Below are 23948 nucleotides of genomic sequence, written 5' to 3' on the forward strand. Positions count from 1 at the left end.
CTCACTCCACCGCGCAGGTGAAGGATGACGCCTGCTCGATGTCGCCGCTGACATATTTGGCGAATTTCGGCCACGGGCACAGCGGCCGCGTTCGCTGCGGGCTCCATGTCGATGGGAGCTCCTTGTTGGCCGCATTGACCGAGGCCGTGATCGCCTCCGGCGTCTTGCCCTTCTCGACCCAGTCCATCAGCGCGCCCAACGCATCGAACTTCTCCAAGGTGACGCCGCCGCCGCAATGGGTCTCGCCGGGCAGCGCAAACAGCCGCGCGAACGTATCGGCCTTGCCCTGCACATTGGCATTGAGCTTCTCGTACCAGCGGACGGTGTCGTTGATCGAGAACACCGGATCGGCCTGGCCGTGATAGATCAGCATCTTGCGGGCGCCGCCCTGGAACGCCGGCAGGGTCGGGTTGTCGACCGCAGGCGGGGCCATGAAGTCCATCGCAGACTCGGTGAATGGACCTTCCTTGGCGTAGATCTTCGGTGCGTCCTTGTCGAAATCATAAGTCTGCAGCTTCTCGACGAGCTTGTCGGGCGAGCCTTCGATCTCGACTGGCGGCGTCGAGAAGATGTAGTTGAGCGATGCGCCGCCCATGGTGGCAATGATCGGAAGGTTGTTCCACGGCGCCACCGGGCTCTCGACCTTCCAGGCGCGCCAGTTGCCGGTGCCGACCCCGCCATCCACCGGCCAGTCGGAATACAGCGGCTCGCCCTTCGAATTGTGCGGGCCCGCGAAGACTTTCTTCAAAGCATCGACCTTGGCGGCCGGCAGGCAGGCCTCGGTCGCACCAGCGGCGCAGCGGAGGCTGTCGAAATTGAACGCTTTCTGGCACGCCTTCAGGTTCGCCGTCAGCCCATCCTTGGCGCCGTCGAGCTCGTCGCAGACCTCCGTGATCTTGGAAGCGATAAGCTTGGCATCCTCCCGCGTGATCGACTTGCGGATGTCGACATCGGCCTTGGTCAGCGCCTGCACGTCCCAGGCGTGCTGCACGGCAGCGCGCGGCAGGTTGAAGCCGGGATTGCCGACCAGGAAGCCGTCATACTGCTCGGGCATGCGCTCGGCGGCCACCATGGTGTGGCGGCCGCCATTGGAGCAGCCGGCGATGTAGGAATAGTCCGGCTTCCTGCCGTAATGCGCCGAGATGATCGCCTTCGCGATCGGGGCTAGCGTGATGTCGGCCGAATAGCCGTAGTCGCGGCGCGCCTGCGGATCGAGCCCGAAAGCTGAGCCGGACGCAAGCCCGCGCGGCTTGTTGGCGGGATCGTTACCGGAGTGGCCGCTGTCCGACGACAGCACGGCAAAGCCGCGGGCGAGCGGCGTCATACCGCCACCGACGAGACCGTCGGCCTTGTCGCCGAGCGCCGGCACCACGACGCCATCATTGCCGCCATTGACCTGATGCAGGAGGCGGCCGTTCCACGTCTCCGGCAGCCGCATCTCGAACTGGATCGCATACGCATGGCCGTCGACGCCGGTGCGCTCATTGACCTTGCCGGACAGAATGCAATGCCGCGGCAGCCCGTCGGCGGCCTCCTGCAGCTTCGATCCCGTCAAGGCCAGCCCCGGAACCTTCAACGCCTCGGCCGTCACCTTGCTACAGGCAACATCCTCAGCCCGCACCGCCTCCAGGCCGGCTGCGCACACGATGCCTGCTGCGGCCAAAAACGACGCCCCGGTTCGGATCATGCGTTCCCCCTGATCATGCTTTTCGTTGAGGGCAGTTAAACGCGGAGACCATCCAATGTAAATCTCAGACGTCGGGCGACGGGTCGCCTGCGTCAGTGCAATTGCCAGATCTCGAACGGCCGGTCGTAGCCGCGCACCGACACCGCGCCGTGGAAGACGGCGTCGCGCGCCCCGTCGCCGGCCGCCTGCCGCACCTCGCTCGAGATCAGGAGGTGCGAATCGAACTCCTTGTTCAGCGCCTCGAGCCGCGAGGCGAAGTTCACGGTGTCACCGATGACGGTGTACTCTTTGCGCCGCGGCGAGCCGATGCTGCCGGCGACCACCTCGCCGAGATGAAGACCGATCCCGATCCGCAGCGGCCAAGACGACATCGCGTTGACGCGCTCCATCGCGGCCACCATCTCGCGCGCAGCCATGACCGCCTGCGCGGCGGCATCGCGCGACTCGAACGGCGCGCCGAACAGTGCCAGGAAGCCATCGCCGAGGAACTTGTTCACGATGCCCCCATGGCGCTCGAGGATCTCGACCAGCACCGCGAACGCGCCATCGAGACGATCGACAACCTGCTGTGGCGTCTTCGACCGCGCCGCCGCGGTGAAGCCGCGGAAGTCGACGAACATCACCGCGACCTCACGGATGTCGCGCGCCTCCGCCGTCCCCTCCTTCATCAGGCGCTCGACGACCTGGGGCGAGACGTGCTGGCCGAACAGATCGGTGACCCGGTCGCGCGCCGACGCAGCCTCGATGCTCGCCGCGAACTGGCGTCGCAGCTGCACGCTGACGGCACCGGCGAGCATCCCGCACAACAGGATGATGAAGCTGCGCTCACCGTGATAGTAGATCTCCGGATTCTGACTGAGATCGATCGAAGGCCGATCGATCAGTGCCACCGCCAACAACTCCACCGCGGCAACCAGACCGGTGAAGCTCGACAGCCAGAAATCGAGACGAAGCGTCGAGAGAACGATGAAGATGAAATAGACCAGCGGCACGCCGAAGCCCAGCGCCTTGTCGTGGCCGATGCCCTCGATCTGCAGGATGAGGACGAACGTTGGCAGCGAGGTCTCGACCAGGGCGCTGACATAGCGCCAGATCACCGGCACGTCCCGGCCGTGGCGGATGTCCGCCTTGATCCTGAACAGGATGAGAGTCTCGAAGCTGATGAATGCGACGATGATCGCGTAGACGTAGAGGACCCCGATCCGGCTCGGCCAGATCCACTCCGAGATCCTGGGCTCGAAGATTTCGACCAGCACCGACATCACGAGAAACAGAGCCGCAGTGGCGATCAGCGCCCTCACGCGCAGCAGCTCGGTGTTCAACGTCTGACGCATCAGCGCCTGGTCGAACTCGGCCAGCGCTGCCGCCGGCGCTTCGTTCGCCTGTCCTCCTCCCACGATCTGCATCTTGCCTCAGCCGTTCCTGCTCCCGGCCGCCATTGTGCCTCAATCGAGGGTGCGGCGGAAGCGCAGGACGGCGACCGTCATCGCGAACAGCATGAGACCGAACAGGGCGATCGTATCATGCTGCAGGTTCTGGAGCGTCGAGCCCTTGAGCATGATGGCGCGGACGATGCGCAGATAATGCGTCAGCGGCAGGCACTCGCCGAGAATCTGCGCCCATTGCGGCATTCCGAGGAAGGGAAACATGAATCCGGACAACAGGATGCTCGGCAGGAAGAACATCATCGACAGCTGCATCGCCTGCAGCTGATTCTGCGCCAGGGTCGAGAAGGTGTAGCCGATCGAGAGGTTGGTCGCGATGAATAGCGTCGACAGCAGCGCCAACAGCAGCAGGTTGCCCATGATCGGAACGCCGAACAGCAGGACGCCGATGCCGATGATGATCGTCGCCTGCAGGAAGCCGACCATCACATAGGGGATGATCTTGCCGAGCATGACCTCGACCGGCTTGATCGGCATCGACAGCAGGCTCTCCATCGTGCCGCGCTCGATCTCGCGCGTCACCGAGAGCGCGGTGAAGATCAGCATGGTCATGGTCAGGATGGTGCCGACGAGGCCCGGCACGATGTTGAGCCGCGACGAGGCCGCCGGGTTGTAGCGCGCGTGGGCCCTGATCTCGAACGGCGTCGTGACGGGATTGCCGGTGTAGAGATCGTGCGCGAGCGCGGTCTGCACGATCATGCCGAGCGAGGACAGTGCCGAGGATGCTGCGACCGGATCGGTCGCGTCGGCCGCAACGAGCAAGGCCGGCCGGTCGCCGCGGCGGACCGCGCGCTCGAAGCCGCGCGGGATCTCGACGCCGAACAGGACCTTGCCGGACAGCAAGAGATCGTCGAACTCGGCGACGCTCGTGACTTCCCGGGTGAAGCGGAAATAGGCGGTGTTCTCCATCGCCTTTAGGATCGAGCGGCCGAGATCGCTGTCCTCCTGCAGCAGCACCGCCGCCGGCAGATGATGCGGCGTGGTGTTGATGGCGTAGCCGAACAGCATCAGCTGCATCACCGGGATCATCACGATCATCGCGAACGAGACCCGGTCGCGCTTGAGCTGGATGAACTCCTTGACCAGCATCGCGTAGGTGCGCCGCCAGAAGCCGAAGCGGGACTCGGGAGATGCCTGGTGGACGGCCGCGTCGCTCATTGGAAGTTGTCCCGTGAGCGGTTCATCAGGTCGATGAAGACGTCCTCGAGCGAGGGCGCGGCGGGCTGCCAATGCAGATCAGCCTTGTCGCGCCAGGACGCGATCGCGGCGTCCAGCGCGTTGCGGTCGCGGCCGGACACGTGCAGACTGGTGCCGAACGGCGCCACCATGTCGACACCCGGCTTGCCGGTGAGATCTGCCGCGAGTTCGCGCAGATCATCGCCGCTCACCGTGTATGTGGTGAGCGCCGATTGCGCGATCACTTCGGAGACCGTGCCGTGCGCCAGCAGATGACCATAGGCGATGTAGGCGATCTCGTGGCAGCGCTCGGCCTCGTCCATGTAGTGGGTCGAGACGAGCACGGTCAGCCCTTCGCCGGCGAGCGCGTGGATCTCGTTCCAGAAATCGCGCCGCGCCTTGGGATCGACGCCGGCGGTAGGCTCGTCGAGCAGCAGCAATTGCGGGTTCGGCAGGGTGCAGGCCCCGAGCGCCAGCCGCTGCTTCCAGCCGCCCGACAACTCGCCGGCGAGCTGCCGCTCGCGGCCGGCAAGCCCGAGCCGCTGCACCATGTCGCGCGCGGCCTGGCGCGGATCGGGCATGCCGTAGAGGCGCGCGACGAATTCGAGGTTCTCCCGCACCGACAGGTCCTGATAGAGGCTGAAGCGCTGCGTCATGTAGCCGACCAGGCGCTTGATCTTGTCGGCATCGCGGCGGATGTCGAAGCCGAGGCAGGTGCCCTCGCCTCCGTCGGGTGTCAGCAGGCCGCACAGCATCCGGATGGTCGTGGTCTTGCCCGAGCCGTTCGGGCCGAGAAAGCCGTAGATCGAGCCGCGCTTCACTTGCATCGACAGATCATGCACGACCTCGCGGCCGTCGAAGGATTTGGTCAATCCCTGGACGTCGATCGCGATCTCGGCGGGACCCGTTCCGTTCATTGCTTGTCCGCCACCGGGGTCTTCGGATCAGGCGTTTTGGAACGCGGATAGATGCTGACGGGTTGGCCGACGCGCAGTGCATCCGGCCGCGACGGCCGCGCCTGGATCAAATAGACGAGCTTGTTGCGCTCATCGAGGCTGTAGATCACCGGCGGCGTGTACTCCGCCGAGGTCGCGAGGAAATAGACGCGTGCCGTCAGGTCATCAGCGCAATTGTCGCAGGTGACGCGGACCTCGTCACCGATCGCGAGTTTCGGCAGATCAGGCTCGGGCACGTAGAAGCGCAGCTTCATGTTGCCCGGCGGCATGATCGACAGCACCGGCCGTTGCGCCGCGACCATCTCGCCCTCGCGGAAGTAGATCTGCTGGATGGTGCCCGCGACCGGCGCCACGCCCTTGCGCCGTGCCAGCCGCGTCTGCGAGGTCACGAGATGGGCCTCGGCGACGCGCAGCGCCGAAACGGCGGAGTCGAGCGTCGCCTGCGTCCCCGCGCCCGTCTTGCTCAGGGCCGCGGCGCGGTCATAGGTCTGCTGCGCATTGGCCAGCGTCGCCTTGGTCTGGTTGAGATCGGCCTGCTGCAGATCGTCGTCGACCGAATAGAGCGGATCGCCGACCTTGACCACGTCGCCCTCATGCACGTTCAGCTTCGTGATCCGACCCGCTTCGTCCGGGCTGACGAAGATCATGTCGGCCTCGACCCAGCCTTGATAGCCGGGATCGCGCGTCTCCTTGCAGCCGTTGAACGTGAAGGCCGTGACCAGCACGGCAAGGCAGTGCAGCAGGCTCATGTCGGCCTCCTCGCGCCAAAGATCAGATCGAGATGGGTCTGCAGCATCGCTTCGGCGTCGAGCGGCGCATGTCGTTCGAACAGGCTCTTCCAGAGCACCGCAACCATCATCGGCGCGATCATCAGTTGCGGATGTTGCACCAGCTTGGGCTCGCGGATCTCACCGCTGACGATCCCGATCTGGATCAGGGCGCGCATGGCCGCGAGACCACGGGAAACGACCTCGCGGTAGTAGAAGTCGGCAATCGCGGGAAAACGGGGCCCCTCTGAAATGATGAGCCGCACGAGATCACCGCGCCGCGTGCCGGCGACCTCCTGGAGGAACATCCGCGCCAACCCCTCGACCATGTCGCGCACCGAGCCGCCGGCCGGCGGCGGCGCGGCAAGACGGCCGACGAAGGGCACGATCGCGGTCCGGATCAATTCCTCGAACATCGATTCCTTGTCCTTGAAATGCAGATAGATCGTGCCCTTGGCCACGCCGGCCCGCTTGGCGATGTCGTCCAGCCGGGTCGCCGCGAAACCGCGGGCAATGAACTCGTCCATCGCCGCTTGCACGATCGCCGCGCGGCGCTCGGCGGAGCGATCCGCCCGGCGCGACGTGGCAGCTCCCGCGTCCGCTGTCTTGACGGCCTGAACTCTGCGCTCGGACAATTTCGAAGGTTTCGACATCGAACAATTATGACTGACTGGTCAGTCAATGTAAAGAGGCCTCGCGGAGGCCGGTCTCGGCACGCGTCAGGAGGCCGTACCCGACAGCGCGCGGCCCCCCGTCAGACGACGCCGGCCGCGATCACGCACAGGATCTGATGTAAGGCCGATTGATCTCCCAGAGCTCGTCCACGATCTGGCGCGCAGCGGCGGCCGAGTTGACCACGGGATCGATGAGCAGCGCCTGCAACGCGAGATCCTTGGAGGCAGTCATGGCCGCCTGCACCGCCAGCTGCTGGACCTGAACCTGGACCGACATCAGCTTGGCGACGGCATCTGGAAGCGGGCCCAGCGACACCGGATGGATACCGACGCGATCCGCGACAACGGGCACTTCGACGGCGGCCTCGGCAGCCAGGTTGGGAATGACGTGACGGTTCAGAACGACGCCGGATTCGATGACCTGCTTCCGATCGTGCAACACCGAGCCGATCACGGTGACCGCGCGCTCTCCGGAGGGCATTCGCCACCAGTCCGGCATGCCGGCCCTGCCCGCCAGGACCTCGTCGATCTGCCGGATCAGCTTGGCCCGCTCCGCCTCGTCCCACGCGAAGTCGTACCCGCTCTCGCCCGCTTCCCAGCCATAGGCGAGATACTCGCCGACATGGCTGTCGCCGCAGCCCAGCCAGAAGCCGAAGTCGCGCAACAGCGCCCGCGTCAGCGGCGCGACCTTGGGGTCGTGGCTCCCAGCCTTTTCGCGGAGCAGTGGATAGAGATCGGCCCCGCTGTCGCGATCCCGGATCTGCATGAGACATTGGAAATGGTTGAGCCCGACGCCCCACACGTCCACGCGCTCCTCGGCCAGTCCCAGAATGGAAGCCACCTGGCTGCGCGCGATGAAGATGCCGTGGCACAGGCCGATATGCGCGAGGCGGCTGTGAAGCCCCAGCGCGAGGATGATGCGGCTCTCGGGATTGGAGAAGTTGATGAGCAGCGCGTCCGGACAGCGCCGCTCCATCTCGCGCACGAAGTCGAATACGACCGGCAAGGTGCGGAGCGTGAAGAACAATGCGCCCGGCCCGCCATTCTCGCCCAGCGTGTGACGGATGCCGTATTTGCGCGGCACCTCGAAATCGAGCTTCCACAGGCGGTTGCGGTCGATCGCGGTGGCATGGATCACGAAGCCGGCGCCGTCGAGCGCCGCGCGCCAATCCGTGGTCGCCTCGATCTTAAGGCCGGCGCCGGAGAGGTCGTTGAGCAGCCGGGCCAGTGCTTCCGACCGGGCCAGCCGGGTCGGGTCGCGGCCGACCAGCACGAGCGTAGAACCCGCGAGATCATGCGTCGAGAACAGGTCCCGGAACACGCTGAGTCCAAAGGACGCGCTGCTCGCGCCGAGGAAGACGATCTTGGTGACGGCTGCCATGAACAATTTGTGCCAGCGCCGCGCGTCCCCATTCCTGATCCAGATCAAACCGCCGCCCCAATGTTCGGCACGGCGGCGCGTCAATCGGTCTTGCTGATCAGCCGAAGTCGAGCACCACGCGACCGTCGATCTTGCCGGCCTTCATGCGGTCGAAGACGGTGTTGATCTCCGACAATGGCGCCGTGGTCACCTCGGCCGTCACCTTGCCGTCCGCGGCGAACGCGATGGCTTCGTCGAGATCACGCCGGGTGCCGACGATCGAGCCGCGCACGGTGATGCGCTTCAGCACGACATCGAAGATCGGCGTCGGGAATTCGCCCGGCGGCAAGCCGACCAGGCTGACCGTCCCCTTGCGGCGGACCATGTGCAGCGCTTGGGCGAATGCCGACGTCGACACCGCGGTGACCAGCACGCCATGCGCGCCGCCGCCGGTGATTGCGATCACCCGCTCCACGGCATCCTTGTCGAGTGCGTTGACGGCGTGCTCGGCGCCGGCCTCCAGCGCGAGTTTCAGCTTGTCCTCGGCGATGTCGAGACCGATCGCCTTCAGCCCCATCGCCTTCGCATACTGGATTGCGACATGACCGAGGCCGCCGACGCCGGAGACCACCACCCACTCGCCCGGTCGCGTGTCGGTCTCCTTCAACCCCTTGTAGGTCGTGACGCCGGCGCAGAGGATCGGGGCGATCTTGGCGAAGTCCACATTGGCCGGCAGGCGCGCGGCGAACGCCGCGGATGCGATCACGTATTCCGCGAAGCCGCCGTTCACGCTATAGCCGGTGTTGTGCTGGTGCTCGCACAAGGTCTCCCACCCGGTCTCGCAATATTCGCAGCGCAGGCAGGCATCGTGCAGCCACGCCACGCCGACGGCATCGCCGACCTTGAAGTCGGTGACGCCGGGCCCGAGCGCGGCGACGATGCCGGCCGCCTCGTGACCGGGGATGAACGGCGGCACCGGCTTCACCGGCCAATCGCCGGAGGCGGCATGAAGGTCGGTGTGGCAGACGCCGCACGCCTTCACCCTGACCAGAAGCTCGCCCGGCCCCGGCGCAGGAATCGGAACGTCCTCGATGACCAGCGGCTTGCCAAAGGCTTTGACGACGGCGGCTTTCATGGTCTGCATCTGTCTGCTCCTCATGTCGCGGCGCAAACTAACGACGTCGGCGTATTCCGGTCTTGATCGGCATCAAGCCGCGCCGCTGCATGAAGTAACAGTTTGATGACCGCGCAATGTGCCCGTGGCTGTCAGGCGTGAAATTTGAGTCCGTCGACGACCTTGTCGACCAGCTTGCGCTCCGCGCGAAACGCCAATCCCACCAGATTGAGATCGGCGCGCGCCACCGCCTTCACGGCATCACGGTTGGCCTCGTCATGCGTGGTCTTGAACATGTCCTCGGTGTAGAGCGCCGGCTTCACGCTGCGCGACAGCGCGCGATCCAGAGCACGCGCCAACGCTGCACGATCCGGCGCGCCGTAGATCAGGATCGGCTGCCCGATCAACGCGTGATACAGGGTTGCCGAGCCGTCCTCATAAGGCGCGCCGATGCATTCGGGAAATGCCGCGGCGATGCCGCTGGAAAGAAACGCCGCGACGTTCAGCTTCTGCCAGGCTTCGAGATCGTCGCGAATGATCAGCGCGATCTTGGTGTCGAATTGCATGTCACTTCCAGAGTTCGATGTCATCGAACGCTCAGAATAGCCGAGCCGCTCTCGAGGTGAAGCATCGAATTGAAAGCGCGGACGAGCAACCCCGGCAGCCCATCCTCTGAGACATCAGGCTCAGATCAGCCCTTGGCGTCGCACACCCAGGCGCGGATGACGCATTCCTTGCCGCCATATTTGTAGCATTCCCGGGTCGCCTCGTTGAGCGTGGTCGAGATCGTCGGCCGAACAGCATAGCCGTGGGCGCCGCAGGGATTGGTGAGATCGACCGCGAACGCGGCGCAGGCCTTCTTCATCGTCACCGCGGTGCAGTCGCCCTTGCACTGCTTGAGCGCCGCAGCCTTGGCGAGATGCTCCGCCGGATAGTCGAACGCCTGGCCATAGGCGGCGCACCGGCCAATGGCAAACGCGCCGGCGGCATGCGCCGGGCTGATGGCGCCGTAGCTCGCGATGCGCGCAACGCCAACGAGAACGGTCAATCCAAATGCAAACAGCGCGACACGGCGCGCAGCAGTCGAAGCGATCACTTTTTCCTCCCCCGAGGCCCAATGTCGGCAAATCTAGCCGGGGGTCGTTGAAACTTGGTGAATGGGAGGTTGAGAGCGGGCGAGGTCCGTAGCCCGCATGAGCGCAGCGATATGCGGGGGCGCTGCAGCCGTGGAGAGAGACTGTCCCCGCATGTCGCTTACGCTCATGCGGGCTACGCTGGCTCAGCCCGCCGGGCGGCTTCCAGCGCTTGCGGCGTGTCGATGTCGAGAAACGCGCTTTCACCGTCGACCGGCACCTCGGCGACGGCCTCGGTGTGCTTGGCGATCAGGTGCCGCGCGCCGACGTCGCCGTCCAGCGTCATCAGCTCGGCGAAGAAGCGGCGCGACCACAGCACCGGGTTGCCGCGGCGTCCCTCGGACACAGGCACCACGATCAAATTGCCGCGATCAGGCGCGAACGCGCCGATCAGACGGTCGAGCAGATCCGAGGACACCATCGGCATGTCGCCCAGGCACACGACCGCGCCATCGACGCCCTCAGGCACCGCGGCAATGCCTGATTTCACCGAGCTGGCGAGGCCGCCGGCGAAATCCGGGTTGCGGACGAAGTGGACGTTGAGGTCTGACAGCGCCTGCTCGACCAGCTCGGCCTGATGACCGGTGACGACGATGACCTCACCGGCCTTGGAGGCCAGCGCCTGCTCGGTCACGATGCGCACCAGCTTCTTGCCGTCGAGCTCGGCCAGCAGCTTGTTCGGCCCTCCCATGCGGGTCGAGCGTCCCGCAGCCAGCACGACCGCGGCGACCTTGCGTTCGCCCTCGGCCTCCGGCTTGGCGCGCGGCTGCGGCCGTGTCACGATCTCCATGAGGAGTCCGCCCACGCCCATGGCCGTGAGCTCGGCGCGGGTGACCTTGATGCCGGCGAGCAGCCGCATCAGCACCCAGTCGAAACCGTTCTCCGCCGGCGAACGGGCGCAACCGGGGGCGCCGAGCACCGGCACACCGGCGGCGCTACCGATCAAGAGCAGATTGCCGGGATCCACCGGCATGCCGAAATGCTCGATCGCACCGCCGATGCCGGTGATCGCGGCGGGAATGACGTCGCGGCGGTCGGCGATCGCGGACGCGCCGAACACGATGACGAGCTCGGCGCCCAGCGCCAACAGCTCCCTGATCGCAGCGGCCAGCGCGGCCTGCTCGTGCGGCACGCGGCGCTCCGCGATGATGGTGGCGCCGGCCGGCGCGAGCCGCTCTGCGGTGACGCGCAGCGTCTTGTCGATGACCTTGGGCGCGAGCCCAGGAAGAAGCGTCGAGACGACGCCGACGCGCTTGATCACATAGGAGGCGATGCTGAGCGCGCCCCTGCCCGCCGCAGCGACGGCGGCATCGCGCAGACGGCCTTCGACGCCGAACGGGATCAGCTTGACGGTGCCGACCATCTCGCCTTCGACCACCGGCTTGAAGGCCGGCAAGGTCGCAAAGGTGATGGCCTCGTCGACTCCGTTGATGCGCTCGACGGCGGCGCGGTCGATCATCAGCACGCCGGCCTGCGCCGCGAACAGATTGGCGCGCCCGGTGAAGGCGCGATCGACGTGAATGCCTTTGCCTGCGACGACCTTCGCGACGTCGGCAGCCGCCTCGTCCTCCGAGACATCGCCCGCCTCGAGCCGGACGACCACGATCTCCTTGACGCCCTCTCGGGCCAGCGCCTCGACCTCGGCGGGACCGATCAGCGTGCCCTTCTTCAGCACCAACGATCCCTTGCGCAGGGTGTGCACGGTCACCCCGCCGATCGCTTCAGTCGGACTGGCAGGACCGAACTTCATGCCGCCTGCTCTTTCTCCTTGGCCGGCAGCCGCAACGTGGCGGTGATCTCGGCCATGATCGAGACCGCGATCTCCGACGGCGACACCGCGCCGATGGCGAGCCCGATCGGCGCATGGATGCGGGCGATGTCGGCGTCGCTGGCGCCTTGGGCGCGCAGGCGGTCGCCGCGCTTGGCATGCGTCTTCCGTGAGCCGAGCGCGCCGATATAGAAGCAGTCGCGCGAGAACGCGTGCAGCAGCGCCGGATCGTCGATCTTCGGATCATGCGTCAGCGCGACAAAGGCCGTGTAGTGATCGACGTTGAGCGGCGGCAGGGCCACGTCGGGCCATTCGGCGATCAGCGGCACGTCGGGGAAGCGCTCGGGGCTGGCGAAGGCCGTGCGCGGATCGATGACGGTGACGTCATAGCCGAGCGACTTGGCGATCGGTGCCAGCGCCTGGCTGATATGGACGGCGCCGATGATGACGAGCCGCGCCGTCGGCGCGTAGACGTTGAGGAACAACCGCTTGCCGCCCACCTCGACCATGCCGCTCTTGCCCATCCGCAGTTGCGTTGCGAGCTCGTTGCGCAAGGGATCGGCGGCGATGTCGGCGGCCTTGACCAGACGCTGCTCGCCGGTGGCGACGTCGGTGACGAGAATGGCCGGGCGGCGCGCGGCGCGCTCGGCATTGAGCTCGGCCAGTGTTCCCAATTGCATCGGTCAGCCCACCTTCTCGACGAACACGCGGATGGTGCCGCCGCACGACAGCCCGACGTTCCAGGCGGTCTCGTCGGCGACGCCGAACTCCAGCATCTTGGGCTGACCGCTGGAGATCACGTCCAGCGCCTCGGTGACAACAGCGCCCTCCACGCAGCCGCCGGACACGGACCCTAAGAACGTGCCCTCGTCGTTGATCACGAGGTTGGACCCGACCGGGCGCGGCGCCGAGCCCCAGGTCTCGACCACGGTGGCGAGCGCCACGCCGTGACCGGATTTGTGCCAATCCTCGGCGGCCTTGAGGATGTCTTCGTCGCGGTTGAGCATGACTATCTCCTTCTCAGGCGGCGGGCCGGATCGCGCTGCGCTGATGCGGCGGCAGCGGCGACGACAGCGCCGAGATCAGCGTCCCGATCGAGGTCAAGTTATGTACCGGGCGGAATTCGTCAACGTGGGGCAGCATGGTTTTGATGCCCTGCGCCTTCGCCTCGAAGCCGGAATAGCGCAGCAGCGGATTGAGCCAGATCAGCCGCCGGCAGGAGCGGTGCAACCGGTCCATCTCGAAGGCGAGCTTGCTGTCGGCCTCGCGCTCCAGCCCGTCGGAGATCAGGAGCACGATCGCGCCCTGCCCGAGCACGCGGCGCGCCCACTGCTTGTTGAAGGTCTGCAGCGAGGTGGCGATCCGCGTGCCGCCGGCCCAGTCCTCGACATTGGCCGAGCAGCTCGCCAGCGCCTCGTCGGGATCGCGCTGGCGCAGCGCCCGCGTCACGTTGGTCAGCCGCGTGCCGAACAGGAATACCGAGACGCGCTTGCGCGCATCGGTAATGGCATGCAGGAAATGCAGGAACAGGCGGGTGTACTCGCTCATCGAGCCGGAGATGTCGAGCAGCGCCACGATCGGTGCCGGCTTCTCAATTCTCCCCAGGCGATGGAAGTTGATGATCTCGCCTTCGGTGCGAAGCGCCTGGCGCAGCGTCTTGCGCATGTCGATGCGGTGGCCGCGCGGGTCCGCGGTGTGGCGGCGCGTTTTCAGCTCGGCCTGCGGCAGCCGCATCTTGGCGATGGCGCGTGCGACCTCGGCGATCTCCGCCGCGCTCATCTGCGCAAAGTCCTTCTTCTGCAGCACCTCGCGGTCGGACACCGCGAGCCGCAGGTCCTGCTCCTGCGCCTTCGGCTCCTCATGGGTCTGCGGCTGCGACATCGCCTCCTGCACCCGGCGCGAGGCCGGCGGCGGCTTCTTCTTGGCGTGGTCCGGCAGCGGCACCGAATCGAGCATCGACTTCCATTCCTCGGCGGGACGGAAGAACAGGTCGAAGGCCTGGGCGAAGATCAGCGCATGCTCGTGGCGCTTGACGAAGATCGATTCGAGCGTGGTGAAGACGTCCGCCCGCTTGCCGATGTCGATCACTTCGAGCGCGGTCATGGCATCGATGACAGCACCCGGACCGACCGGAAGGCCGGCGGCGCGTAGCGCCCGCGCGAAGCCCGCGATGTTGTCGGCGATGCCGCCGGTCGGCGGCGCGAGGTGATTGATGGGCGTGGGCATCGGTCTATCCCCTCGTCATTCCGGGACGTGCCTCAAACTGAGTTCATCATTCCGGGGCAACCCAAAGGGCTGAGCCCGGAATCCATACTCACGGTCGTGGTTATGGATTCCGGGCCTGCGTGCTGCGCACGCATCCCGGAATGACGACCTTCGCTGTGGCGCGACCGCGGCTCAAGTTTCGCTGGTCGCGTCCTTGATCGCCTTCTGCAACGCATCCCCCTGCATGCGGGCGATGTCGTCCTGATACTTCAACAGCGCGCCCAGCGTGTCGCCGACGACCTCGGCATTCAGCGAACGCGCATCGAGCTCGGTCAACGCCGTGGCCCAGTCCAAGGTCTCGGCGACCCCTGGCGACTTGTAGAAGTCCTGGTCACGCAGCGCCTGCACGAAGCGCACGATCTGCTGCGACAGCCGCTGCGAGATGCCGGGCAGCCGGGTCTTGACGATGGCGAGCTCGCGCTCGGCGGAGGGATAATCGACCCAGTGATACAGGCAGCGCCGCTTCAGCGCGTCATGGATCTCGCGGGTCCTGTTCGAGGTGATGATGACGATCGGCGGATGCGGCGCCTTGACGGTGCCGAACTCCGGGATCGTGACCTGGAAGTCGGAGAGTATCTCCAGCAGATAGGCTTCGAACGCCTCGTCCGCGCGGTCGAGCTCGTCAATGAGAAGAACCGGCGCGCCTGCGACATCCGGCTCCAGCGCCTGCAGCAGCGGGCGCTTGATCAGATAGCGGTCGGCGAAGATGTCCGACGTCAACTGATCGCGGTCGACCTCGCCGCCCGCTTCCGCCAGCCGGATCGCGATCATCTGCGCCGCTGAATTCCATTCGTAGACGGCGGAGGCGACGTCGAGACCCTCGTAGCACTGCAGCCGGATCAGCTTGCGGCCGAGCGCGGCCGACAAGACCTTGGCGATCTCGGTCTTGCCGACGCCGGCCTCGCCCTCGAGGAACAGCGGCCGGCCCATCCGCAGCGACAGATAGGTCACCGTCGCCAGCGATCGCTCGGCCAGATAGCCGCGCGAGGACAACAATTCGAGCATCGCGTCGACCGATGCTGGCAGGGCCGGAGCACTCATGGGCGAGACCGCTTCCTTCCTCACGCGTCCGTCACGAAGCCGGAGCCTCCGGTTCGGCGGCTCCCTCCGATGCGGTTGAGGCCTTGGCGCCGGCATTGGCCGCATCCACCGCGCGGCGCGCCAGCACACCGATCAGATGGGCGCGATATTCGGCGCTGCCGTGAATGTCGCTGTTGAGGCCTTCGGCCGAGACCGAAATTCCCTCCAGCGCCTTCGGCGAGAAACGCTTCTGCAGCGCTTCCTCGAAAGCAGTGACGCGAAACACGCCATTGCCGCCGGCGCCGGTCACGGCGACGCGCACGTCCGAGGGACGACGGGCGACGAACACGCCGACCAGCGCATAGCGCGAGGCCTGGTTGCGGAACTTCACGTAAGCGGCCTTCTTCGCCAGCGGAAAGCTCACCTTGGTGATGATCTCGTCCGGCTCCAGCGCGGTCGTGAACAGCCCGAGGAAGAACTCCTCGGCCTTCAGCTTGCGCTTGTTGGTGACGATGGTGGCGCCGAGCGCGAGGCATGCTGCCGGATAGTCCGCGGTCGGATCGTTGTTGGCAATCGAGCCGCCGATGGTGCCGCGATGGCGCACCGCGGGATCGCCGATCAGGCTCGCCAGATGTGCGAGCGCCGGAATGGCCTCGCCGACCGTTGCGGAGTTGGCGACGTCGGCATGACGCGCCATCGCGCCGATCACCAGGTTGCGGCCTTTCACCTCGATCGTATCGAGCCCCTCGACATGGGAGAGATCCACCAGATGCGGCGGGCTCGCGAGCCGCTGCTTCATGACCGGCACCAGCGTGTGGCCGCCGGCGACCAGCTTGGCGTCTTCGTTCTTGGTGAGGAGATTGGCGGCCTGGCGCACGGTCGCCGGCCGATGATATTTGAATTCGTACATGGGGAAATGTCCTGTGCGCAGCGGGCCGACTGGGGCGAGGTCAGACGTTTAGGCGAGGTCCGATTTGGCCATCGCCTTGGCGCCGGCGGCGATCGATTGCACGATGTTCTGATAGCCGGTGCAGCGGCAGAGATTGCCTTCCAGCTCCTCGCGAATGGTCTCTTCGCTGAGCTCATGTCCCTTGCGATGGACGAGATCGACCGCGGTCATGATCATGCCGGGCGTGCAGAAGCCGCATTGCAGGCCATGGTGTTCGCGAAACGCTTCCTGCATCGGATGCAGCGGCGCGCCGTCGGCGGCGAGCCCCTCGATCGTCCTGACCTCATGACCATCGGCCATCACGGCCAATGTCGTGCAGGACTTGACCGCCTTGCCATCGAGATGGACGACGCAGGCGCCGCATTGCGACGTGTCGCAGCCGACATGGGTGCCGGTGAGGCGCAGATTCTCGCGCAGGAACTGCACCAGCAGCGTCCGCGGGTCGACGTTCGCCGTGACGGGATTACCGTTCACAATCATGGAAATCTTGGCCATTCAGGACTCTCTATTATCCGCGCGACAGCGTTGCACTGCAGCGCAGCCAGCAAAATCAGTCGAAAACCATCATATGGGCGCTCCCGGCGGCGGGCAACCTCGCCCCCGGCCGCGCATGGGTCGGTTGCGGTCAGCCTTGAACGGCCTTGGCGAAGTTGGCGAAGAATTCGTCGGCGAGTTTCTTGGCGGTGCCGTTGATCAGCCGCTGGCCGAGCTGCGCCAGCTTGCCGCCGATCTGTGCCTCGACATTGTAGGTCAACAGCGTGCCACCGTCCTTGTCCGCCAGCGCAACGACCGCACCGCCCTTGGCGAATCCCGCGACGCCGCCCTCACCTTCGCCGGAGATCTTGTAGCCGTTCGGCGGATCGAGATCGCTCAAGGTGACCTTGCCCTTGAAGCGCGCGGAGACCGGTCCGACCTTCATCTTGGCGACTGCGCGGAAGCCACCGTCCTCGGTCTTCTCCAGTTCCTCGCAGCCGGGAATGCAGGCCTTGAGCACCTCCGGATCGTTCAGCTTGGCCCAGACCTGCTCTCGCGGAGCGGCCAGCTGGACCTCGCCCGTCATCGTCATTGCCATGTGCATCTCCCCCGATTGGCGCGGTTAGAGGCATTCAAGTAAAGCACCGAACGTCCAAAAGGAAGGGCGAGCAGCGACCGGAAGCGTTGCAGAAAAGCCGGAGCACCGCAGCATTCCGGATCTCGCCGCCGTTGAGTTTTGATTGGCAGACGGCGGTGGGGGTGGTTAGTTCGCCATCGAATCTGCACGATTCCTCCGGCGGCGCGGCCGCCTGCGACAAGGATTCCGCTCATGCCGATGATCGATGCCGACGGCTGTCTGTTGAATGTCACCGTCGAGGGCCGCGACGGCGGACCGACCCTGATGCTCTCGAACTCGCTCGGCTCGACGCTGCAGATGTGGGAGCCGCAGATGCGCGCCTTCACGCAGGTGTTCCGCGTGATCCGCTATGACCGGCGCGGTCATGGCAAGTCGCAAGTGCCGCCCGGGCCCTACTCGATCGAGCGATTCGGCCGCGATGCGCTGGCGACTCTCGATGACCTCAACATCGAGAAGGTGCACTGGTGCGGCGTGTCGATGGGCGGCATGGTCGGCCAGTGGCTCGCGGCCCACGCTCCTGAACGTGTAGGCAAGCTCGTGCTCGCCAACACCACCTGCTACTACCCCGATCCGGCAATCTGGGACGCCCGCATCAAGGCGGTCGAGGACAACGGACTCGATGGAATCGCCGACACGGTCATCGCCGGCTGGCTGACTCAGGAGTTTCGTGATCACAATCCCGACGTTGCCGACCGGATGAAGGCAATGCTCGTGGCCACCCCGGTCGAGGGCTATCTCGCTTGCTGCAAAGCACTGCGGGCGCTCGACCTGCGCGAGGACCTGCCGGCCATCAAAAGCCCAACCCTCGTCGTGGCCGGCCGCTACGACAAGTCGACGCCGATCGCGATGGCGGAAGCGATCCGCAGCCGGATCCCCGGCGCCAGCATGACCATCGTCGATGCCGCGCACATCTCGAATGTCGAAGCGGCGGGCCAGTTCAACGATGCCGTGCTGGGCTTTCTGACCCAGCGCTGACGCACCGCGATGGATCAGGGCGTTACGCCTGCTGCGGCGCCGGCGTCGCCGTGGGCCCCATCTTCGGCGGAGCGGATGCGGAGGACGGCGAGGCTTGCGTCGACGGCTTCTCCACCAGCATGACGATGGCCGTGCCGAGCAGCATCAGGAGTTCCGTGGCATGCAGACGCAGTGCCTGGGGCTCCCCGAATTTGGCGGCCATGATCATGCTGAAGAAGGCGAGCATGCTGCCGAAAGCGAGCCCGATCGACAGCGCCTCGACATAGCCGGCCACCTTTCGCACCCGCGGAACCAGGATCAGGACCAGAAACATCGCGAAGAAGCCTGCGACCGTCAGTCGCGCCAGCGCAAGCAGCCAGGCGGCGCGGACCGTCTCGATGCCCGACAGCTGCAGGTAGTCGCTGATGAACAAGGCCACCGCAATATTGGGCCGCGCGAACAGCCCCTGGATCGGCGACACCATGATCTGAAACGCGATGATGGTCCAGGCGGGCACGAAATAGAGCGCCAGCAGCACACCGTTGACGCAACTGAGCCGCCAATTCCTGATCACGCAATCCTTGATCATGTCACGCCCACCTTTCCATCCCACAAACCGCCCGCCCGGCCGATTTCCAGACGAGCTAACGCGCGGCGAACGCGCCCGGCAATTTAAACCATTCGTTTACCTTAACAGGGTGGCGACGGGCGCGATCCACTAACGGTCACCGTCCAAGAGGCCGTGCCGATGACCTCGCCGATCAGGCCTCGACTTCCCGCGTGACAATGGCCTTCCCGGCCATCAACGCCTCCTCGAACGTCTGCATCGCATCCGACATTGCGCGCCCGCTTCGTCTTCAGCACCGCGATGCGGCTGCTCCGCTGAATGATCGCCGTAACCGACGCCTGCATCGGGGTCACGATCGATGCGCCGGCAGTCCGATCGCGTCGATGGCCACTGCACCGCAATTATGTGCGCCGCGCCATCATTGCTTTTGACTATCGTCAAAGTAGCTAGACAATGTGATACTATCTTAAGACGAGCGCTGCTGCGTTTCGCACAGCTCGATCGTCATGCGGCAAGCAGCCGCCGAGCGGGAGTACTGCATGAGACTGGCTCGGATCTTCATCGGCATCCTCCTGCTGGCCGGCGGCCTCTACATCCTGGTCGGCGAGCATTTCGCCGGAACTTCAGGCGACGCGACCGTCAATGCCCGGCTTTACGTCGTGCGCGCGCCGATCGAAGGCCGCGTGACGCTGGGGGTGAGCCATATCGGCGTCAGGGTCAACGCCGGGGAACTCATGGCCGAGATCGTCGACGACCGGTTCGACACCACGCGCCTGCTCAATCTCGAGCGCGACCGTGACGAGCAGAAGATCGCGCTCAAGCGGGTTCCGGCGCAGCGTTCGGCGCTCGAGCAAGCGCGGGCCGCCTTCGCGGCCCAGTCGGCCAACTACAAGACCGGCCGCGTCCGCCAGATCGCGGCACGCATCGCCGAGGCCAAGGCGGCGGAGGATGCCGCGGCCGCCCGGCTGAAGCTCGCTGATCTCACCTTCACGCGGGCCAACGAGCTGAAGGAACGCGGGGTCCAGACGGTCGCCGGCCTCGACCAGGCCAGCGCCTCGCTCGATATCGCCAAGCAGGATTTGGAAAGCGCGAAACAGCGCACCAACTATGTCGAGACCGAGCTCGGCTCCGCGCAATCGGGGGTCTTCATCGGCGACTCCTACAACGACGTGCCGTTCTCGATGCAGCGCATTCACGAGCTCGACCTGCGCCTCGCCGAACTTGCCGTGGACGAGCAGCAGATCCAATCCCGCCTGGTCCAATACGAGCAGCAGATCAACGCCGAACGCGTCCGGATCAACCGACTGACCTCGGCGACGCTGAGGGCCCGCGTCCCGGGCATGGCCTGGGATTTCCTCGTCGACGACGGCGAATATGCCCGTCGCGGTCAGGATCTCGCCAAGCTGGTGGACTGCAACAGTCTCGTGGTGACCGCGAGCGTTCCCGAAAGTCTCTACGCCAGCCTGTCGATCGGCGCCCCGGTGCAGTTCCGTCTGTTCGGAGACGACCGGATATTCGATGGGACGGTGACACGTCTCGGCGGCTCGGGCGCCTCGCAACTCTACGCCAATCTCGCCGTCGGCCCGACGCCGCAGCACTTGCAGCGCTTCGACGTCACCGTTGCGGTGCCAGATCTCGCCAAGCAGCCGGATCTGTCCTGCGCCATCGGGCGCACCGGCCGGGTGATCTTCACCAGCGGACCGATCGCGGCATTGCGCGGCTTCGTCGCCCGGTACGGCTACTGATGCCGACGCTGTCACCATTCCTGTCCGCGTTCGCAGTCGTTGCGATCATCGTAGGGCTGCGCGTCCTGGTGTTGCCCCTCCTGGACCCGAAGATATGGTACTGGCGGACCCTGCTCCTCAGCGGCTCGATCCTGCTGGCCTGGCGCTATGTCGCCTGGCGCTTCACCGAGACCCTTGCTCCGCCCGGCCTCACGCCGGATGGGATCCTCAGCTGGGGCTTCGCCATTCTCGAAGCGCTCACCGTTGTTTCGTCGTCCTTCGCCTTCCTGATCCTGACCAGGACCAAGGAGCGGACGACGGAGGCTGATCGCCATGCCGGCTGGTGGCTTCCGAGGCCGCCGCCTCGGGTCGACATCTTCATCACCACCTACAACGAGCAGCTCGAGGTCCTGGAGCGAACCATTGTCGGCGCCAAGGCGATCACCTATGCGGCATTGCGCGTCTTCGTCCTCGACGACGGCAGCCGGGCCTGGCTCCGGGATTACTGCACCGAGCACGGCATCGGCTATGTCGCCCGTACCGACAAGTCGCACGCCAAGGCCGGCAACATCAACAATGCCTTGCGGCTGCGCGCGGCGGATGCGGACCGGCCGGATTTCGTCGCCGTTCTCGACGCCGACTTCGTGCCTCATCTTGACTTCGTCGAGCGGACGCTCGCGTTGTTCCACGATCCGGCTGTCGGCCTCGTACAGACACCCCAGCACTTCTTCAACCCGGACCCGATCCAGCACAATCTCGGCATCGGCGCGTCCTATCCCGACGAGCAGCGCCACTTCTTCGACAACGTCGAGCCGGCGCGCGACGCCTGGGGCATCGCAATGTGCTGCGGCACCTCCTCGATATTCCGCGTCTACGCCGTAGAGATGATCGGCGGCGTGCCGACCGAGAGCGTCACCGAGGATTTCCTGCTCACGCTGCGCCTGTCCGCGCACGGCTACCAGACCGTCTACCTGAACGAGGCGTTGTCGGAGGGATTGGCGCCGGAAGGCCTTGCGGAATACGTCACGCAGCGCGGCCGCTGGTGCCTCGGCCTCATGCAGATCGTGCGCAACGTCTACAATCCATTCGGCTCCCATGGTCTCGACTTCTTCCACCGGCTCAGCGTGCTCGACTCGCTGCTTTACTGGACGTCGACCTATCCGTTCCGCCTCGCCGCGCTGATCTGTCCACTGCTTTACTGGTGGGGCGGGGTGACCGTGGTGAACGCCTCGATCGCCGACATCATCCGGTATTACGGCCCCTATTATCTCTCGATCATGTACACGCTGAACTGGCTGTCCAAGGGACTGTTCATACCGATCGTCAACGATGTCTCGCAGATCGTCGCCGCCTGGCCCGTGCTCCGCGCCGCCGCTCTCGGCCTGCTCTCCCCCGGTCCGCACAAATTCTCGGTGACCGCCAAGGGCGGCGATCGCGCCAAGATCATCGTCCAATGGCCGCTGATGCGGCCCTTCCTGATCCTGATGGCGCTGACGATCGGTGGCATGATCGTGTCGCTGACGTCCGATTTTGTCTTCAATACCACGGGGACCGCGGGAGACGGCGTCATCGTCGTGATGTTCTGGACGGTCTACAACATTCTGGTGCTGTCGGTCGCGATCGCCGTGTGCATCGACCGTCCGCGCTACAACCGGCCGCAACGCCAGATCGTCGAGCCGATAACCCTGACAGTCGACGGCGAGCCGCAACGCGGCTGGATCGTCAATCTCGGCCCCGGCGGCGCACGCGTCAGCGGTCCGGTCGGCCTTGCGACCGGCGCCATCGGCACGCTCACTTTGCCCCTGATCGGCGATATCCCGACCAAGGTCGCGGCGCCGACCAACGACGGCTACCGGCTCATATTTACGGTGACGCCGCAGCAGCGCGCCCAGATCATCGAGCGGCTGCACACCGCGAGCGGAGTGCCCGGCGCCGACAGCGGCGATCTCGGCCGCATGCTGAAAGAACTCGCGCGAGCCGTGGCCGATTGAGGAGAAGACGATGACGAGGCGACGGTGGAGCTTACAGACAGCGGTGTTCCTCGGCGGCACGACACTGATCGCCGTGACGGCGCTGGCCGTTGCCATCCTCTATTCGGCGTCGCTGCAGCGGCGCGGCGAGGAGCTCGCGATCGAGCAGCTGAGGACGCGCGGTGAGCTCAGCGCAAACCTGCTGGCGCGACAGATGTACGGCACGTGGATCGACGTGTCGCGGCTCGCCGCGATCATCGACCCCGCCGACGTCGCCGAGGCGCGCCGACAGATCCAGTTCGTGAGCCAGTTCCAGCCGCGCTATGCCTGGCTCGGCATCGCCGACCCCGGCGGCAAGGTCATCGCGAGCAAGGACCGGATGCTGGAAGGACAAAGCGTCGCCGACCTGCGCTGGTTCCGGCATGGACTCGGGGTGCCGACGGCGGTCGATGATCGCGAACCAGAGACCCTGGGCCGGATGTTGCAGGCCGCTTCGGGACCGGACCGCTTGATCGCCATGTCGGCTCCGCTGATGCACGACGGCGCCCCCGCCGGTGTCATCGGGGCCCAAATCGATTGGAAATGGGTGATCGAATCCGTCGCGGCGCTGGCGTCGCGCGACATCGATCTGGTGTTGCTGTCGCGCGAGAGCATCGTGCTGTTCGGCCCGCCGGATCTCGTCGGCAAGCAACTGACGATCGGCTCGGCGCAGGCCGCAAGCCGCGGGGCCCCGGTCGCGCTCATCGAGCGATGGCCCGACGGCAAGGACTATTTCACCGTCACGTTCCCCACCGTGAAGTACGCCGATCTGCCGAGCTTCGGCTGGTCCCTTCTGATCCGGCAGGACGCCGTTGCCGCGATGCTGCCGACCCGCCAGCTTGTGCGCTCGTTTTGGTTCAACGTTGCCGGTGGCGTGTTCTCGATCCTGGTGCTGCTCAATTTCGCCGCGAAATGGGTGGCGACGCCGATGCGCCGTCTTGCCCAGGCCGCCGAGACCATGGTGAAAGATCCGTTTTCCGGCATGGTGGCTCGGGAAACCCGGTACGATGAGGCGACGCGGCTGCGCGACGCCTTGGTCAAGCTCCAGTCGAAGCTGATGGCAAAAGTGCCTGGTCCGACGGAAGACGGCGGTAGCGGCATATGAGCGGCGCCAGCGACACGATCAGCTCGATGCGCTCGACGCCGAAGGTCGCGGCCCTCGTCGCTCGCGCCTCCTTCGCCATCATTGGCCCCAGCGGCTAGCCCGAGCGGCGGCGAGAGAATCCGAGCTGAAAGCGAATCCTCCAGAGTCCACGCCAACGAGCGGT

The 23948-nt window shown here is 65.8% G+C and carries 23 protein-coding genes; 4 read left to right on the top strand and 19 right to left on the bottom strand.

All coding sequences use genetic code 11. The features are described from left to right. Position 1: 1 nt before the first annotated feature. The 18 genes from QX121_RS07645 to QX121_RS07730 form a co-directional block, all read right to left on the bottom strand. The gene (locus QX121_RS07645; protein ID WP_315811568.1) at positions 2-1687 is read right to left on the bottom strand and encodes a tannase/feruloyl esterase family alpha/beta hydrolase; all 1686 of its coding nucleotides are present in this window, start codon (positions 1685-1687) and stop codon (positions 2-4) included. 92 nt (positions 1688-1779) lie between these two features. After that, positions 1780-3093 carry an adenylate/guanylate cyclase domain-containing protein gene (locus tag QX121_RS07650; protein ID WP_315811569.1) on the bottom strand — a complete coding sequence of 438 codons (1314 nt, stop codon included), beginning with the start codon at positions 3091-3093 and terminating at the stop codon, positions 1780-1782. A 39-nt stretch (positions 3094-3132) separates the two neighbouring features. Beyond that, on the bottom strand, positions 3133-4290 hold the full coding sequence (locus QX121_RS07655; RefSeq protein WP_315811570.1) for an ABC transporter permease: 1158 nt from the start codon (positions 4288-4290) through the stop codon (positions 3133-3135). Beyond that, entirely contained in the window at positions 4287-5225 is a 939-nt protein-coding gene (locus tag QX121_RS07660; protein ID WP_315811571.1) for an ABC transporter ATP-binding protein, read from the bottom strand. The genes QX121_RS07655 and QX121_RS07660 overlap by 4 nt, the downstream gene beginning before the upstream one ends. Then, positions 5222-6013, bottom strand: a complete 792-nt coding sequence (locus QX121_RS07665) for an efflux RND transporter periplasmic adaptor subunit (RefSeq protein WP_315737430.1) — start codon at positions 6011-6013, stop codon at positions 5222-5224. The genes QX121_RS07660 and QX121_RS07665 overlap by 4 nt, the downstream gene beginning before the upstream one ends. After that, a complete protein-coding gene (locus QX121_RS07670) occupies positions 6010-6684 on the bottom strand; it encodes a TetR/AcrR family transcriptional regulator (protein ID WP_315776740.1) in 675 nt (224 codons plus the stop codon). The genes QX121_RS07665 and QX121_RS07670 overlap by 4 nt, the downstream gene beginning before the upstream one ends. A gap of 121 nt (positions 6685-6805) precedes the next feature. After that, complete coding sequence (locus tag QX121_RS07675) at positions 6806-8086, bottom strand: alpha-glucosidase/alpha-galactosidase (RefSeq protein WP_315776741.1); 1281 nt, start codon at positions 8084-8086, stop codon at positions 6806-6808. Between the two features lie 97 nt (positions 8087-8183). Continuing rightward, positions 8184-9209, bottom strand: a complete 1026-nt coding sequence (gene adhP / locus QX121_RS07680) for an alcohol dehydrogenase AdhP (protein WP_315776742.1) — start codon at positions 9207-9209, stop codon at positions 8184-8186. 122 nt (positions 9210-9331) lie between these two features. Next, complete coding sequence (locus QX121_RS07685; protein ID WP_315811572.1) at positions 9332-9745, bottom strand: DUF2000 family protein; 414 nt, start codon at positions 9743-9745, stop codon at positions 9332-9334. A gap of 125 nt (positions 9746-9870) precedes the next feature. Continuing rightward, the gene (locus QX121_RS07690; protein WP_315737425.1) at positions 9871-10275 is read right to left on the bottom strand and encodes a DUF4189 domain-containing protein; all 405 of its coding nucleotides are present in this window, start codon (positions 10273-10275) and stop codon (positions 9871-9873) included. Positions 10276-10448: 173 nt separating this feature from the next. Beyond that, positions 10449-12062: a molybdopterin-binding/glycosyltransferase family 2 protein gene (locus QX121_RS07695; protein WP_315811573.1), complete on the bottom strand. Its 1614-nt coding sequence runs from the start codon at positions 12060-12062 to the stop codon at positions 10449-10451. After that, on the bottom strand, positions 12059-12760 hold the full coding sequence (locus QX121_RS07700; protein WP_315776744.1) for an XdhC family protein: 702 nt from the start codon (positions 12758-12760) through the stop codon (positions 12059-12061). Before QX121_RS07700 ends, QX121_RS07695 begins: the two co-directional genes overlap by 4 nt. A 3-nt stretch (positions 12761-12763) precedes the next feature. After that, a complete protein-coding gene (locus QX121_RS07705) occupies positions 12764-13087 on the bottom strand; it encodes an XdhC family protein (protein ID WP_231326115.1) in 324 nt (107 codons plus the stop codon). 13 nt (positions 13088-13100) lie between these two features. Continuing rightward, entirely contained in the window at positions 13101-14306 is a 1206-nt protein-coding gene (locus QX121_RS07710) for a VWA domain-containing protein (protein ID WP_315776745.1), read from the bottom strand. Positions 14307-14477: 171 nt separating this feature from the next. Then, positions 14478-15386 (bottom strand): MoxR family ATPase, encoded by a 909-nt coding sequence (locus tag QX121_RS07715; protein WP_315737420.1) that lies wholly within the window; start codon positions 15384-15386, stop codon positions 14478-14480. Positions 15387-15417: 31 nt separating this feature from the next. Beyond that, positions 15418-16275, bottom strand: coding sequence for a xanthine dehydrogenase family protein subunit M (locus QX121_RS07720; protein ID WP_315811574.1), 858 nt, complete (start codon positions 16273-16275; stop codon positions 15418-15420). 48 nt (positions 16276-16323) lie between these two features. After that, entirely contained in the window at positions 16324-16809 is a 486-nt protein-coding gene (locus QX121_RS07725; protein WP_006612357.1) for a (2Fe-2S)-binding protein, read from the bottom strand. A 130-nt stretch (positions 16810-16939) separates the two neighbouring features. Continuing rightward, positions 16940-17386: a carbon monoxide dehydrogenase subunit G gene (locus QX121_RS07730; RefSeq protein WP_315759237.1), complete on the bottom strand. Its 447-nt coding sequence runs from the start codon at positions 17384-17386 to the stop codon at positions 16940-16942. Positions 17387-17617: 231 nt separating this feature from the next. On the opposite strand from QX121_RS07730, the gene pcaD reads away from it, so the two are divergent. After that, positions 17618-18400: a 3-oxoadipate enol-lactonase gene (gene pcaD / locus QX121_RS07735; RefSeq protein ID WP_315811575.1), complete on the top strand. Its 783-nt coding sequence runs from the start codon at positions 17618-17620 to the stop codon at positions 18398-18400. A 22-nt stretch (positions 18401-18422) separates the two neighbouring features. On the opposite strand, the gene QX121_RS07740 is transcribed toward pcaD, so the two are convergent. Further along, positions 18423-18968, bottom strand: coding sequence for a hypothetical protein (locus tag QX121_RS07740; protein WP_315737415.1), 546 nt, complete (start codon positions 18966-18968; stop codon positions 18423-18425). Between the two features lie 518 nt (positions 18969-19486). Between QX121_RS07740 and QX121_RS07745 the strand changes: the two genes are divergently transcribed. Genes QX121_RS07745 through QX121_RS07755 form a run of 3 tightly spaced genes read left to right on the top strand, consistent with a single transcriptional unit; the run spans position 19487 to position 23785 of the window. Continuing rightward, positions 19487-20692 (top strand): HlyD family secretion protein, encoded by a 1206-nt coding sequence (locus tag QX121_RS07745; protein ID WP_315737414.1) that lies wholly within the window; start codon positions 19487-19489, stop codon positions 20690-20692. Further along, a complete protein-coding gene (locus QX121_RS07750) occupies positions 20692-22662 on the top strand; it encodes a glycosyltransferase (protein ID WP_315811576.1) in 1971 nt (656 codons plus the stop codon). The genes QX121_RS07745 and QX121_RS07750 overlap by 1 nt, the downstream gene beginning before the upstream one ends. Positions 22663-22705: 43 nt before the next feature. Then, positions 22706-23785, top strand: coding sequence for a hypothetical protein (locus QX121_RS07755; protein ID WP_315811577.1), 1080 nt, complete (start codon positions 22706-22708; stop codon positions 23783-23785). Positions 23786-23948: the final 163 nt, after the last annotated feature.

The sequence above is a fragment of the Bradyrhizobium sp. SZCCHNR2028 genome (assembly GCF_032380995.1).
Classification (GTDB): Bacteria; Pseudomonadota; Alphaproteobacteria; order Rhizobiales; family Xanthobacteraceae; genus Bradyrhizobium.

Excerpts from the sequence above, each read along its gene's own strand:
- QX121_RS07720 (WP_315811574.1), bottom strand. The coding sequence starts at position 16,275 with ATGTACGAATTCAAATATCATCGGCCGGCGACCGTGCGCCAGGCCGCC.
- QX121_RS07750 (WP_315811576.1), top strand. The coding sequence starts at position 20,692 with ATGCCGACGCTGTCACCATTCCTGTCCGCGTTCGCAGTCGTTGCGATC.
- QX121_RS07730 (WP_315759237.1), bottom strand. The coding sequence starts at position 17,386 with ATGGCAATGACGATGACGGGCGAGGTCCAGCTGGCCGCTCCGCGAGAG.
- adhP (WP_315776742.1), bottom strand. The coding sequence starts at position 9,209 with ATGCAGACCATGAAAGCCGCCGTCGTCAAAGCCTTTGGCAAGCCGCTG.
- pcaD (WP_315811575.1), top strand. The coding sequence starts at position 17,618 with ATGCCGATGATCGATGCCGACGGCTGTCTGTTGAATGTCACCGTCGAG.
- QX121_RS07740 (WP_315737415.1), bottom strand. The coding sequence starts at position 18,968 with ATGATCAAGGATTGCGTGATCAGGAATTGGCGGCTCAGTTGCGTCAAC.
- QX121_RS07660 (WP_315811571.1), bottom strand. The coding sequence starts at position 5,225 with ATGAACGGAACGGGTCCCGCCGAGATCGCGATCGACGTCCAGGGATTG.
- QX121_RS07705 (WP_231326115.1), bottom strand. The coding sequence starts at position 13,087 with ATGCTCAACCGCGACGAAGACATCCTCAAGGCCGCCGAGGATTGGCAC.
- QX121_RS07655 (WP_315811570.1), bottom strand. The coding sequence starts at position 4,290 with ATGAGCGACGCGGCCGTCCACCAGGCATCTCCCGAGTCCCGCTTCGGC.
- QX121_RS07675 (WP_315776741.1), bottom strand. The coding sequence starts at position 8,086 with ATGGCAGCCGTCACCAAGATCGTCTTCCTCGGCGCGAGCAGCGCGTCC.
- QX121_RS07745 (WP_315737414.1), top strand. The coding sequence starts at position 19,487 with ATGAGACTGGCTCGGATCTTCATCGGCATCCTCCTGCTGGCCGGCGGC.
- QX121_RS07695 (WP_315811573.1), bottom strand. The coding sequence starts at position 12,062 with ATGAAGTTCGGTCCTGCCAGTCCGACTGAAGCGATCGGCGGGGTGACC.
- QX121_RS07700 (WP_315776744.1), bottom strand. The coding sequence starts at position 12,760 with ATGCAATTGGGAACACTGGCCGAGCTCAATGCCGAGCGCGCCGCGCGC.
- QX121_RS07685 (WP_315811572.1), bottom strand. The coding sequence starts at position 9,745 with ATGCAATTCGACACCAAGATCGCGCTGATCATTCGCGACGATCTCGAA.
- QX121_RS07650 (WP_315811569.1), bottom strand. The coding sequence starts at position 3,093 with ATGCAGATCGTGGGAGGAGGACAGGCGAACGAAGCGCCGGCGGCAGCG.
- QX121_RS07715 (WP_315737420.1), bottom strand. The coding sequence starts at position 15,386 with ATGAGTGCTCCGGCCCTGCCAGCATCGGTCGACGCGATGCTCGAATTG.
- QX121_RS07670 (WP_315776740.1), bottom strand. The coding sequence starts at position 6,684 with ATGTCGAAACCTTCGAAATTGTCCGAGCGCAGAGTTCAGGCCGTCAAG.
- QX121_RS07725 (WP_006612357.1), bottom strand. The coding sequence starts at position 16,809 with ATGGCCAAGATTTCCATGATTGTGAACGGTAATCCCGTCACGGCGAAC.
- QX121_RS07710 (WP_315776745.1), bottom strand. The coding sequence starts at position 14,306 with ATGCCCACGCCCATCAATCACCTCGCGCCGCCGACCGGCGGCATCGCC.
- QX121_RS07645 (WP_315811568.1), bottom strand. The coding sequence starts at position 1,687 with ATGATCCGAACCGGGGCGTCGTTTTTGGCCGCAGCAGGCATCGTGTGC.
- QX121_RS07665 (WP_315737430.1), bottom strand. The coding sequence starts at position 6,013 with ATGAGCCTGCTGCACTGCCTTGCCGTGCTGGTCACGGCCTTCACGTTC.